This is a genomic window from Dyella nitratireducens (assembly GCF_014642835.1).
Taxonomy (GTDB): Bacteria; Pseudomonadota; Gammaproteobacteria; order Xanthomonadales; family Rhodanobacteraceae; genus Dyella_B; species Dyella_B nitratireducens.
In genome coordinates, this window is the sequence record NZ_BMJA01000003.1 from 103,562 (window position 1) to 117,303 (window position 13,742).

At 58.9% G+C, this 13,742-nt stretch carries 11 protein-coding genes; all 11 read right to left on the reverse strand.

Going from position 1 to position 13,742, the window contains the following annotated elements; translation table 11 throughout:
• Position 1: 1 nt before the first annotated feature.
• Positions 2-2,329, reverse strand: a complete 2,328-nt coding sequence (locus IEX75_RS16775; protein ID WP_188795881.1) for a hybrid sensor histidine kinase/response regulator — start codon at positions 2,327-2,329, stop codon at positions 2-4.
• Between the two features lie 5 nt (positions 2,330-2,334).
• Positions 2,335-3,804 (reverse strand): CHASE3 domain-containing protein, encoded by a 1,470-nt coding sequence (locus IEX75_RS16780; RefSeq protein WP_188795884.1) that lies wholly within the window; start codon positions 3,802-3,804, stop codon positions 2,335-2,337.
• A gap of 41 nt (positions 3,805-3,845) precedes the next feature.
• Positions 3,846-4,487 carry a chemotaxis protein CheW gene (locus IEX75_RS16785; protein WP_229720911.1) on the reverse strand — a complete coding sequence of 214 codons (642 nt, stop codon included), beginning with the start codon at positions 4,485-4,487 and terminating at the stop codon, positions 3,846-3,848.
• A 14-nt stretch (positions 4,488-4,501) separates the two neighbouring features.
• The gene (locus IEX75_RS16790; protein ID WP_188795886.1) at positions 4,502-5,818 is read right to left on the reverse strand and encodes a CheR family methyltransferase; all 1,317 of its coding nucleotides are present in this window, start codon (positions 5,816-5,818) and stop codon (positions 4,502-4,504) included.
• 107 nt (positions 5,819-5,925) lie between these two features.
• The gene (locus IEX75_RS16795) at positions 5,926-6,393 is read right to left on the reverse strand and encodes a chemotaxis protein CheW (RefSeq protein WP_188795888.1); all 468 of its coding nucleotides are present in this window, start codon (positions 6,391-6,393) and stop codon (positions 5,926-5,928) included.
• Between the two features lie 472 nt (positions 6,394-6,865).
• Entirely contained in the window at positions 6,866-8,269 is a 1,404-nt protein-coding gene (locus IEX75_RS16800; protein ID WP_188795890.1) for a sialidase family protein, read from the reverse strand.
• Between the two features lie 439 nt (positions 8,270-8,708).
• Positions 8,709-9,692 (reverse strand): NmrA/HSCARG family protein, encoded by a 984-nt coding sequence (locus IEX75_RS16805; protein ID WP_308422154.1) that lies wholly within the window; start codon positions 9,690-9,692, stop codon positions 8,709-8,711.
• A gap of 21 nt (positions 9,693-9,713) precedes the next feature.
• Positions 9,714-10,745: an Ldh family oxidoreductase gene (locus tag IEX75_RS16810; protein ID WP_188795891.1), complete on the reverse strand. Its 1,032-nt coding sequence runs from the start codon at positions 10,743-10,745 to the stop codon at positions 9,714-9,716.
• Complete coding sequence (locus IEX75_RS16815) at positions 10,732-12,057, reverse strand: aminotransferase-like domain-containing protein (protein WP_188795893.1); 1,326 nt, start codon at positions 12,055-12,057, stop codon at positions 10,732-10,734. Before IEX75_RS16815 ends, IEX75_RS16810 begins: the two co-directional genes overlap by 14 nt.
• Entirely contained in the window at positions 12,047-12,529 is a 483-nt protein-coding gene (locus tag IEX75_RS16820; protein WP_229720913.1) for a VOC family protein, read from the reverse strand. The genes IEX75_RS16815 and IEX75_RS16820 overlap by 11 nt, the downstream gene beginning before the upstream one ends.
• A 41-nt stretch (positions 12,530-12,570) precedes the next feature.
• A complete protein-coding gene (locus IEX75_RS16825) occupies positions 12,571-13,722 on the reverse strand; it encodes a homoserine dehydrogenase family protein (protein WP_229720914.1) in 1,152 nt (383 codons plus the stop codon).
• Positions 13,723-13,742: the final 20 nt, after the last annotated feature.

Consider the following 13,742-nt stretch of genomic DNA (forward strand, 5'->3'; position numbering starts at 1 on the left):
TTCATACCAGCCTCCTGACGGCATCCAGCAAATTGCTCTGATCAAAATTGCTTTTCACGATGTAGGCATTGGCACCTACATCGATGCCGCGTTCGCGATGTTCGCGCGACCCCAGCGCCGTCACCAGGACCACCGGCAAATCCGCCAGCTGCTTGTCGGCACGTAATTTGGCAGTGAGGTCAAAGCCGTCCATGCGCGGCATTTCCACGTCGGAGATGACCAAATCGAACTTGCCGGTCTTGAGCGTCGTAAAGCCATCCACGCCATCGACCGCCGTGCTGACCTGGTAGCCGGCCGTCTCCAGAATGCCCTTCAGCAGGGAGCGTGACGTGATCGAGTCTTCGACCACGAGGATGGAGCATTTCTCGGCGATGTCGCCTTTGTCATGGGCCAGGCCGGTGCTCGCGGCGCGGGGCTTGAATACCTGCTTCATCGCCGATTTCAGTAAATCCGAAATATTCAATACCGGCACGACCTGCCCCGTGCCCAGTACGCTGGCGCCGGCAATATTGCGTACGCGCACCAGTTGACGGCCCAGCGGCTTGACCAGCACTTCGTGCCCGCCAAGTATCTCGTCCACGCGAAATGCCATCTTCACATGTGCCATATCGACGACGACTGCCAGGATACTATCCCTTTGCGCCTGGCCCGCCCGTGACGGCAGCATCTCCAGCACCTCGCCAAGCGCCACCAGCGATACCGCCTGGCCATTCACGGAAATCGTTTCCCGATTTTCCACCGTGCGAATGTCGCTATGCGGCAACCGCACCACACGCTCGACGTGAATGGTTGGAATGACAAAAAGCTGGCCGCCCTCGCGAACGATCAGGCCGTGGAAATTCGCCAGCATCAAGGGAAGGACGATGCGAAATGCGGTACCGGCATCGCGATGCGATTCAATGGCGATGCTTCCACCCAGCTTCTCCACCTTTTCGCGAACGATCGCCAGTCCCAGGCCGCGGCCGGAAACATCCGTGATGATGGGGCTGGTGCTGAGGCCGGATTTGAAAACCAGCGCCAACGCATCCTGCTCATCCGCGCCGCCGCCATCCTGCAAGGAGATGACCCCGAGCTTGCCGGCTGCCGCCCTGACGGCGGCGACATCGATCCCCACACCATCGTCGGCGACGACCACCTCGACCTTGCCGCTGTCCTTTTGCGAGATGGCCACCGTAATTCGGCCCTGCGGCGGCTTGCCCTTCGCGCTTCGCACCGTCGGCGTGCTGATGCCGTGATCGATGCTGTTGCGTAGCAAATGAATGAGCGGGTCCTTCATCGCGTCGAGGATGCGCCGATCGATGTCGATGTCGCCGCCTTGCATCAGCAGTTCCACAGTCTTGCCCTGCTCGCGTGCCAGTCCGCGGACCAGCCGCGGGAAACCTTCCAGCAGCGAGGAGAACGGCAGCAGTTGCATGTCCTTGCAATCGCGCAGCAGGTTGTCACTCATGCCGGTCAGCACGCGCTGGTCGTGCTCGGCGGATCGGCTGAGATGGGCCAGGTGATCCTCCAGCACTTTCATCTGCACCTGCTCGCCATCCAGATACTCGAGCAGTTTCAGCAGCTCCTGCTTCCGGTTTGCCGCACCATTCAGCGCGCCGCGACCGTCGCGCTCCCCTGCCGCGCCTGGCGTCGGAGCCAGCAGCGAATGCTCGATCACGCGCAAGGCCGGCTGCAGTCGCGCGCGCTGCTTCTTCCACGTTGCGAGCATCGCAACAGCTTCGCGCAGCTCCAGCAAGCGCTGACTTGCGGCCAGGCGAGGTGCCAGCAACTCCTCCACGTGGCGCATCACCGTATCCAGCTTTGCAATGGAAACACGCACGGTTTCCGGCGCGACGCTGGGGGCGACGTACGGCATGTCAGCCGGCATTTCCGTGGCGGGTTCGTCAGGCTGTTCGACGTTTGCTGGTGGCTCCTTCAGCGCATCATCGAGCCGCCGCGCTGTGGTGACCGCCAGTGGCTGGGGCCTGCCTAACGACACCGCGTCCATCGAAAGCAGATGGCCAATCGTGTCGAACGACTCGTGCAGAAGATTGACCAACGGCGGCGCCAGCTCGATTCGCCCCGCTTTCAACGCGGCCAAAACGCTTTCCAGCGACTGGCATACCACGCCGATGGGCTCAAGGTTTACCGCCTGTGCCGCTCCCTTGAGGCTGTGCGCGCTACGGAATATGGCCTCGATCAGGCTTTTCGATTCGCCTGAGGGTGCGTGCTCCAACGTCAGCAAGCCCGATGACATCGACTTCAGGTGCTCGTCGGCCTCCGCCTGGAACGTGACCCGCAGCCGCTCCAGCAGACCGTCGCTTTTCTTGTCAGGGGGATGCCCGCTCATGGCCGTCATACCGCCGCGCGCTGGCTTCCGATCAGATCACCCAGCCGCAACCCCAGTTGATGCAGGTTTTTCGCTGCTTCTTCCGCCTGGCGCGTGCCCGCCACATTTTGCGTGCTGGCCTGCTTGATGCTCTCCATCGCCACCACGACCTGATCCATGCCTACCATCTGCTGTTGACTGGACGCGGCAATTTGCGTGGCGGCTTGCGCCGCTTCCGTAATGTTGTCGGCCAGCAGTCGAATGGAATCGCCGGTATCGCCGGTTTGCTTGACGCCGGCCTCCACGGCCTTGCTGCCCTGCTCCGTAGCGAGCACGGCGGCGCTGGTTGCTTTCTGGATGTCACCCAGGATGGTTCGCACCTGAGCCGTTGCCTGCTTGGACTGGTCGGCAAGACTTTTTATTTCCTGCGCCACCACACCGAAGCCCTTGCCTTGCTCACCGGCCTTGGTTGCCTCGATCGCGGCGTTGACGGCCAGCAAGTTCGATTGCTCGGCCAATCCATTGACGGTGGCAATGATCTCGCCGATCGCCTGACTTTGCTCGCTGAGCCGGACGATGCTGTCTGCGACGGATTCCATTTGCGCTTGAATGCGGTGCATCCCCTGCACGGTATCGTCCACCGCCGTACGGCCAACCGTCGAAACATTGGATGCCTTTTGCGCACTGTCCAGCACATAGCGTGCTTTTTCGGTGGTGAGCTGCGCGGTCTGTTTTACCTCTTCCACCGTCGCCGTCGTCTCGCTGACGGCGGTGGCCGTCTGTACGACACTGGAGGCAAGCTGGGTGGTGGTGGCAAGTATTTCCGACGCGGAGGATGCCAGCCTGGTAATGCCGTCCCGAAGCTCGTGCGTAATCTTGCGCACGATCACAAGACCCAGCAATGCCAATACGATGCAAGCCAGCGGTACGCCATAAACGATGGTGTGGATCGCAGCATTCGATTTGACGTTGAGGTCGACGTCACGCTGGTCCAGCGTCGCCTTTGCGTTGCGGGTCATATCCGCGATCACTGCCCTTATGTCGTCCATGGTCTTCTTGCCTTTATCCGTTTGCACCACTTGCTCGGCGGCTTCAAAACCCTTGTCCTGTCGCAGCGCGATGGTTTCCTTGAGCTCCTCGAACTTGGCGTCGATCAGTGAGTGGAGTTGGTCGAGTTTTTGCTGCTGCTCGGCATCATTGCCGACAAGCACTTTAAGGTTCTGCAATTCCTTGTATGCATTCACCGACGCTTCCGTGTAGGGAGTCAGATAGCGATCCGCACCAACGATCAAGTAGCCACGCTGACCCGTTTCTGCATCCTGCATGGTTGAAAGCGTGGCAGTCAGATTGTCGATCATCTGATAATCGTGCGCGCGCTGCTGCACGGCTTCCACGTAGCCGCTGGCGTTGCGGTACGCAGCCACACCGAGCACGGCAATGATGATCAAGGCAACGGCATAACCGGCACCTATTTTCGCTCCAACGGTGAGTTTCATATTGGCCCCTTTGCGTGGTTTTTCTGAATGCTTTTTTCGACTCAACTTTCATGTATCTGCTCGTTCACCACGATGCCTGCATCGGACAGCAACTTCCCGCCATCCAGAATCGCCATGCAATCCGCGGTCAGGCCTTTGAGATAGGCTTCGCGGATCTGTGTCATGGCAGGCAGTGCCGATTGAATATCGGCGATCCGAATCTTGTACACACTTGCAACGGCATCGACCAACACGCCAAAACTCATGTGCTCCGATTCAAGCACCATGACCTTGTTGAGGTCCGGAAGCCCCGTCTTGGGTAGATCGAAAAAAACGCGGATATCGATGACCGAGATAATCTCGCCACGCAGATTGACGACACCGAGTACGTGCGATGGCGTGCAGGGAACCGGCGTGAGATTTTCGAGTGGATAGACCTCACGTACGTAGCGCGATTCTATGGCGTAGCGTTCGTAGGCCAGATTGAATTCCACAACTTCGATAGTCGCCTCAACGGCCTCATCCGCCAGCTTTCCCGCGGCAAGGGCTTGCGCTCTGAATGCAAGAATCTTTCGACTCTCTTCAGGTGTCGGCATCCAGCCCGACTCCATGGCGGCATGCGCGGCAGCCAGTTTCCTTTCCATGTCTCTATAGTCGAAACGAACGGCCGACGCCTTGCTCAATTTGGATTCACCGCTTTGCATGCCATGCATCTCCTTTAAGCATTCGCTGTGGCAACGCCGTCAAGACTTTCCAATAGGGCCGTTACGATTTCTGCGAGGCGGCCGGCGCTCAGTCCATCCGACTCGGGAATGACTTCCCCCTTGGCGAGTGGAAGCAAAAGCTCAAGCGCGTTCCTGAAATGTCGTCTGGCATCGCGAGGCCGTCCCATCAGCGAATAAAGATTGCCCAACGCAAAATGGGCCAGCACAAACGAATGGTCGAGATACAAGGCTCGCTTTAGCGATTGCACGGCCTGCTCGTACCTGCCCTGCTCTTGTTGGATGATGGCCAGCAAATACTGAGGAATCGGATCGGTCTTGTTGGCAGCGATGACGGCTTCACAGCACGCCGCCGCCTCGGTCAACTTTCCCTCGTTGGCGTAGCTTCTGGCCTGGTGGTAGGAAGCTTGCCTTGCTTGTTCGCTCGATACCGATGCAGCCTTCTTCTGCGTTTCAGGCACCTTGATCGGCTGGCTTGCCGGCACCTTCTTTCCGACCGGGTAGGTCACGGAAGGCGATTCGAATGCCCGGTAAATTTTCCTGGACGATTGCAGCGAAGCTTCATCGCCCCTGTGCTTTTGGTAAAAAATCGCACCCGGAAATTCCACCATCTTCAGACCATGGCGCGGCTGCACCCAGGTCTCGGCAGGCGCGACGATCAACCACCCGCCGTCAACCAAGGCATCCTGGAGCTTCCTGCAAACCCGTTCCGCCTGGTCGGCGGTGAAATATTGCATCACGTTGCGGCAAAAGATCACGTCCATGGCGTTAGTATTGTTCGCCATGGATGGATAGATGTCATCGGCAAGATTCAGATACGAAAACGATACATATTTCCGTATGGATGGCTTTATCTCACGCCGTGACCCGGGCATGTGCTGGAAGTATCCCGCCATGGACGCGGCCCTGACCGACGTGTTGCGGAACGACCACGGCGCATACACACCTTCCGATGCCCTGCGCAGAAAAGAAGGATTTATATCGGTAGCCAGAATGGCAATATTCCAATCACGAGCGTCTGGAATAAGTCGATCAATCAACATGGCGATGGAATAAGGTTCCTCGCCGGTGCAGCAACCGGCACTCCAGATACGCAGACGCCGCTCGTTTTTCATGCGTGCGTGAATCAGCTCCGGCAATACATTCGTTTCCAATGCCATGAAGCAGCACTCATCGCGAAAGAAATACGTTTCGCCTACCGTCAGACAGCTGGCCAATATCTCGATCTGGGCGCGCGTCGGCGGCGTAGATAACAGCCAATGGGCGCAGCTCTCGGCACTGGGCATGCCAAAGGCCGAGGCGGCAGCGGCCATGCCGCGCTCCAGATCGCTCTTGCGTTCCGCGGGGAAGTTCAAGCCCATGCGGGTGGCAAGCCAATCGCTGAGCTTCGACAACGTCTGCGCCGGCATCGTCGGATGTGTCATGGGGACTGGCTTGCTTCCAATGCACCATCCAACGACTTTTCTTCATCCAGCGATAGAAAGGCATCAAGGTCGTGCACCAGGACCAGTCCATCATCAAGCTGGATGACACCCTGCACATATGCCGTGGCCGGCAGGACGTCATCGGCGTGGGTCACATTCGATTTGTCGCACTCGATCACACCCGTGACCGTGTCGACCCATAGCGCCACCGTTCGCCGCCTAGTACGCGCAAAAATGATCTGATCCGCCAGGCGGGCTTCCCGTTCCAGCAGGTGAAACCGTCGCCGTACGTTGAAGACCGGTACGATCCGCCCTTGCAGGCTTACGATGCCCAGAACGATGTCAGGGGCCTTTGCCAGCGGCGTCACGTACACCGCGTGCACCACTCTTTCGACCGCGGTCAAATACAGCGCGTAGCGCTTCTCGTCGAGAAGAAAAACGACATAGTTTTCCTTGTCGCACATGTCGATCGGCACCCCAGGAATCGGCCTTGAGCAAGGACACTGGTAATGACACTTTCGATCAGACCTCCGCTCCCTGGACCACCCCTTTTGCCGCGCCCGCTGCCGGTAGGCCGCCGCGACTCGCGCATCGCATCCAGCGATGGCTTAACGGACGTTATACTTTTGTGTTTTGGCAATCAATAACAACGTTATCGCCTGGCTGGCCACGCCAATGGAGATGTTAATAACGCGTGGAGATTAGGTCGTGATTATATGAAGGTCGAGATCATGTGCTGCGCACATCATATTTGGCGCTTAGCTCGGTCAAAACCTTATTTGCAAGAGCGCCTTCAAGGGACCTCTGATTTATTCCACGCGACCGGATGTCCGTGTAGGCTGGGATGAAATCCCAGCATGTTTGTGACTTCTGATGCTGGGATTGTCATCCCAGCCTACGTGTTTCGATCGGCCCTGATTGAATAAATCAGAGGCTCTAGTGAAATGTCGCCATCCCCACGTTGACAACGGTGTTGTTGGCGCGATGCTGCTGTGCCGTCTCCGACTTGCCCGTCGCGGGTGACGCTTCGACATGCTCTGTCCATATGCCATAGACATGCCCGTCGCGCGCCGCCAGGCCGCTGTAGTCGCCCATGAAGACGTTGCCCATGGTGAAGGGCTGCTTCGTCCACGCGTAGTTGACGAAGGTATTGCCGTGATCCGTGGAGCGGGCCAAGGTCACGATGGCGGCCTGGTTACGGGGATCAGCGCGGCGATCGTAGAAAGACACATACACGTCACCGGTCACCGGATCCACCGCCAACGCAGGGAAGAAATGATCGGCGCCATTGTGTAGAGGATCGTTGTTGACGCGTATCGCCGGCGTCCAGTGATCGCCGCCATCGACGGACGTGGCGAGAAAGACATCGACATCGCCATTGCGGTAGTCGGCCCAGGCCACATACAGCCGGCCGAGCGGTGCGTCGGCAGTGACGCGCGGATCGATCGCCAACTGCGGGAAACCATTGGCGCGATCCAGGTCCGTGATGCCGTACATGATGGGCGCTGTGGGAATGATGTCGCGTGCTTTGGAGAAGCTGCGGCCACCGTCCTTCGAGAGCGTGAAGGCGATATGGCTGGCATCTGCCCAAACCGCATAAAAGGCACTGTCCGGACCCACCACGCCCCAGAACCCTTCGTTGGCGCCAGTGGCGTCGCGCGGCAAGCCGGGATGCGCATCGATTTCCATCGGCGCTGACCAGCTCACGCCATCGTCGGTAGAACGGCTCAGAAGGATTTCCGACCCGGTCAAGGTCCAGCGCGTCCAGCCGATGTAAAGATTCCCGGCATGCGGACCGCGACTCTGGTCCGCGACGATGAACGGTTTGTCTTCCCATAGCGGTGGCGGATGGTCGCCGACATGCTCAATGACCGTGCGCGCCTGACTCTCCCAGGTCTTGCCGCCGTCCAGCGAACGGCGGATGTAGAGACCGCCGGCAGGTGCGTTGTGGGCCCAGTAATCTTCGGTGCCCAATTTATTGAAAGCCATGTAGCTGGCGATGGCATGACCGTGGTTGTCGTAGGTGATCGAGACGTCTCCCGAAACCCGCCACTCCGGCGGCGCAACCTTGGGCACGTCGGTCCAGTTGGCGCCAGCGTTGTTGCTGAAAGCGATGTGGACATTGTCCTGGTAGATCGCCGTGACCTTGTCGGGATCCAGCGGGCTGATCGCAATTCCCGGTTCAGTGAAGAATCCGGGCTTGGTGAGTGTAGTCACCGTTGCCTGGGGCACCATCGGTTCGGCAACTGTGTCGGCCGCAAAAAGGCTGATCGGAACCAAAGCAGCAACCAGACACACGATACCCAGCACAAGCCGGCCTGGTTTGACAAAAAACGCCATGACTTGGTCTCCCCAAACAGGTGATGCCTCGGCTGCAAAAGGCTTGCGCTACACACGGGTTCCGATGCCGAAAGACACTGGGTCCCGGCGTTCGCCGGGACGACGGTGCGGAAAGGCATCGAGACAGCGTCAAGTTCGGAGGATTGACCCAAAGCGTGCGCGCAAGCTTTGCGCAGTGGCCATTCATTCTGCGTCCGCTCAGTACAGACGTCTTGTCGTACTTGCCTGGCCCGGATGCCGAATTCCGCACAAATTTCTGGATGTACACGCCTGATGTGCTTGTTACAAACGCATCACGCGTAGAAAAACTCAGCGTCGTGTCTAGTTGGACCGCTTTTGTTCTTTTTGTATCGGGCTTTGACAGATGGCGATTTGTTCGAGCCGTTTGCCATCCCGCTTGAGTCGGTTTTCTCCGTCTCAATGAGTTCAAAGCGTTCTCTCAAAATGTCGTGCCCCAGTAAGCATCCAGCCATTGATTGAAAGTGTGGGTCAGCGGATATTCGCGGCGCGTCGCTTCGATATCGAAGTGAAAGCCCTCTTCTTCAAACCAGTGGTACATCACCGTCAGTTCTCTTCCCATGTTCTTCTCGAACTGATCCCAGGAGACCTGGACGTACTTCACTTCTTGCGAAGTCATGCGGCTAAACGCGTCGGCGATCTGCTGCATCGACAGTTCATCACCCGCCAGTGAAAATGTCCTGTTCCTCCATTTCTCGGGATGTTCAAATGCAAGCGCTGCAAACGCGCCGATATCATCCACGGCTACCATCTGCAAATTTGCCGTCGAACTCAAAGGCTGCTGCAGTTGCCCGTTCCGGATGGACTCGCCAAACTTCCTCAGCCAGTTCTCCATAAAGAAGACAGGCCGCACGATCGTATACGGCAAACCGCTCGATCGCAGGTGATCTTCCACTTTGATCTTGCTTTCGAAGTGAGGAATACCTGTCTCTTCGTCAGCCGCTCCTACTGAGCTGTAAACAAAATGGCTGACATTCTGCCGATTCGCCGCCTCGATGACAGCTACTCCTTGCTCGACCTCACGGGCCGTGTAGGGCTGTACGGAGAATACGCCGTACACACCATCCATCGCGCGCGTCACACTGTCGAGATCATCAAAACTTCCCTGAAATACTTCTTGTCCATTCCCCATCAGTTGACGTGCCTGATCGCTGTTGGGATCCCGCACCAGCGCGCGCAATGTGAAACCTTTCTTCTGCAGGTGCCGGTACACGGCGTTACCCTGTCTGCCGGTAGCACCCGTCACTAAAATGATTCGTTCGTTCTTGCTTGCGAGTGGACATGCAAACCTGCTGTCTGTTCGTAAATAGCGCAGGCAGCGTAATGGCGATTGGCAGCGGCGATAATCCGCAAATTGTTCATATGGCCTATTCTTTAAACGAATGGATCGCCGCCAGCGATTCACAGTCCGCCACAAGCATGGCTTTCATGACTCGCGCCATTCGGCCATTTCCCCCAGGCCTAGCAATTTGACGTCCTCATCGGCCAGCGGAATGCCACCGAGCCGGCGCTCGGCTTCAGCTTCGCGCTCCACGTCGCCCGGCACCCTGACGGATGCCTCACCGCTTGCCTTGCTGTCGCGAAACAGCGTCAACAGTTCGGAAAGCCGGGTTTGAAATACGTCCAGCTTGATGAATGCCGAGATTTCGATCGCCACCATGAAATGACTGATGAGGCGTGGTGTGTCGTAGGGTTCGCGATAAAGATTGGACAGTTCGACATCGAATGGCATGTTCGACAGCAAGGTGCAGAGGATCTGGATCATCATGCCCAATCCCTGTCCCTTGACGCCGCCCAAGGGCTGCAATGCGCCGAGTTCGCCACCGTGCGACAAGTCCTGTCCATGCTGATTGGTGGCCAATCCCGGGGATACCGGAAGACCGTGACGCAAGGACTGCAGCACGCGGGAATACGCGGTTTGACTGGTGGCCATGTCCAGATAAAAGCCGTCGCCGTCGATACCCGGCGCAGCCATGGCCAGAGGATTCGTGCCATTGAGCGGTGTGGCGCCACCGAATGGAACGACCAATGCATCCGAGTTGCTGAAGACCAGTCCAATCTGTCCGGTCATGCTCGCCATGCGCGCAAAATAATCGGCGCGGCCGAAATGATTGGAATGGCTGACCGCGATGGCGGCGATCCCTGCGATACGGGCGCGACGCATTGCTTCACGCATGGCCGCGGCACCCGCAACCACGCCAAGCGCATCGCCCGCATCGAACAGCGCAGCGGCAGGCAACGAACCTTCGATGCGAAATGTCGGTTTCGCCTTGGCCCGCCCTCCTTCGAGCTCCTTGACGTAGCTGTGTATGAGACGAACGCCGTGCGTGTCGATACCGCGCAGCGACGCATCGATCAAGGCATCAGCCACATCCGCCGCATGCGCCTCGGAGAGGTCCAGGTCGATCAGCAGAGCAACAATCGCTGCATGCACCTGCGCTGCGTCATACCGCTGCATGGCAAGCCTCTTCGCACTGGCGTATGAACTGGCCCAGTCGTGCAACACCCTCGGCGATATGCGTCGATGCCACGTTGCTGAAGGCAAGGCGGATACTGTTCTGGCAAATGCCGGACAGCGAAAAGAACGACAGCGGCATGGGGATGACGTGCCGCTCGCGCGCGCACTGCAGAACTTCTTCCTGTCCGAACCGGAACGGCAGATCCATGGTCAGGAAAAATCCACCTTCCGGTCGATTCCAGCGAATGCCCTCGTCATTTCCAGCAAACTCATCCGACAGCGCCGAAAGCATGAGATCGCGATTCTTCCGATAGTGATCGCGCTGCGGCGACACCAGACGGTTCAGCGTACCGTTCTCGGACAGAAGGATGCCTCCGATGAGCGCCTGATTGAGCTGGCTGGTGTTCACCGTCAGGAAACTCTTGCGCTCGCCCAGTTCTGCAACCAGCGCACGTGCCGCGATTGCATCGCCGAACAGCGTATCCGGTACCACCGCGCCGCCGATCCGCACGGCCGGACACAGTGTCTTCGAATACGTGAACAGGTAGACCACGCTACCCGTGTGGTCGAGCGCATACATCGTCGGCACCCGCTCGCCTTCGTAGCGAAATAACCCGTAGGGGTTGTCTTCGAGCACCAGCATGCGCTGATCGGCACATACATCCAGCAGTTCCTTTCTTACCCGCAGCGAAAGCACTGCCCCGGTCGGGTTGTCGAACTCCGGGATGAGATAGAGCGCACGCGCACGCTTGCCTTCCCTGCCCAGTCGCTCGGTCACGGTTCGCAATTCGTCGGCGAGGCCATCGTCGTGGGCGTACAGCGGAACGATTTCTATGCCGTGCAGATCGGCCACACCTGTCATGCCGATATAAGTCGGATCACGGGCAAGTACCACATCGTTCTTCTCGCGGCACAGGGATAGCAGGCAAAGCGCGAGTGCCTCCTGGCAGCCGGCACCGATCACGATGTGCTCGCCGCGGGTCTGCACGCCTTCGTCCTGCTTGAGCTGCGCGGCAACCAGTTCGTTGATCAAGCCGTTGGTGCGGCCGTATTGCGCCAATCGACGCCCGGCGTCGGCACGCGTCACGCCCCAGCGGGTCGACAGTTCGCGCTGGTACAGCGGAATGGCTTCGAGCCAGCGGTCCAGGTCGAAAAAGTCTTCGGCCGGCCGGCCCGATGCCAGGGAAATGGCATGGGGAAAATCGCCCGCAACCTCATTGAGAAAATTCATCACGGCAAGCCGTGATGTACCTGCTTGTGTATTCACCCTTGGCTTCTCCGGCACATCGATGAAATGGGCATCAGTACGCATCCGCTTTCTCAAGTTCCTCGAAGAGCCGGGTGGTATTGGCATCCTGAAACCCTTCTTCGCCGGTGCGCTCGATCAACTCGTACATCATTCCCGATACCTGGTCGCGCTTGCTGAAGGTCTGCCGCAATCCGGGCGCCGCCAGGATGTCGGTGGAAAATTCCAGGCCGTTTTCGGCCAAGGCGCGCCGTGTGCTTTCGATATCCTCGACCTCGAACGCGACATGTTGCACGCCCGGGCCGTATCGCTCGATGTAGCGGCTGACCTGCGATTCCGGGCTGGTGCCTTCGATCAGCACGATTTGAAAATGGCCGGCCGACATGACGGCCGACCGCATGCCGCTGTGCTTGCCAAGCGTCTCGCGACGCTCCACCAGCGGCAGCTTCAAGGTGTCGCGATAAAATACGATGGCGTCTTCCAGGTTCGCGACGGCGATCGCCAAGTGGTCTATGCGCAGGAACGGGTGTTGCAACATACTCATTTCTCCTTATGAACGCTGTTGCTGGCTGGATGTCGTCAGGCGGCAGACGTCGCCTGCAACGATTCCGCAATACGTAGGATGTCGGCAAAGATTCCGCCGGCCGTTACTTCAGGCCCTGCCCCCGGGCCTTGTACTTGCAGGGGATTTTCCTTGTATCGCGCCGTGCGAAACTGCACGACGTTATCGGTGAGCTGGGTATGCGCGAAGGCGTGTGAAGCGGGAATGGCCTTCAGCGCCACCGTTGCCCGCCCTTCTGCATGAAGACTCGCCACGTAGCGCAAAACGTTTCCGCACGCGTGCGCCTGTTCAAGCAGATCGGACATGGGCGCATCGAGCGCTTCAAGTTGCTGCAGAAATTGCGCAGGCGTTGCCTGGGTCAGTTCGGCAGGAATCAGGCTCTGCACCTCGACATTTTCCAGCGACAAGCGCCATCCCGCCTCGCGCGCGAGGATGACCAGCTTGCGCGCGACGTCCATGCCGGAGAGATCGTCGCGCGGATCGGGTTCGGTATAGCCCAGCGCGTGCGCCTCCCGCACCAGCTCGGAAAAGCGCGTGCCGCGGACAAACCGGTTGCATAGCCATGCCAGCGTGCCGGAAAACATGCCGTCCACCGACCATAGCTGGTCCCCGGTATCCAGCAGATCACGCATGGTGTGCAGGATCGGCAGACCGGCGCCGACCGTAGCCTCCTGGCGGAAACGAGCACCGTGCGCCTGGGCTGCACCGATGTCAGCCCATCGACCCATCGGGCCGCTGCCTGCGTGCTTGTTCGGCGTGACGATGTGGATGCCACGGCGCAGCCACGCGGCGTAGTGATCGACGACCTGGGAACTGGCCGTGCAATCGATCAACAAGGCATGCGCCTGTCCATCACCGCGTATGTGCTCGGCGAATGCATCCAGATGCGTGGCAAACGGACCTTGCCGCCGGGCACCCGAAAAGTGGTCGCCGTCATCGATATACATGACCTGGCTGGCCGCGGTGCCGCGGAACACGATCTCCAATCCCAAATCCTGTGCGAGCCGCTCCCTGGCATCGCGCATCTGCTCAAGCAGCACCCGTCCGACCCGGCCGGGACCGATCAAGCCAACCGCGATGCACCGCCGGCCTGGCGCAGGAGCGCGCCGCATGCGCGCAAGTGGCATGTGATCGATTTGACCTGGTGTATCGACAATGAGCTGATTCATGGGCATTCCCTTTACCGGCA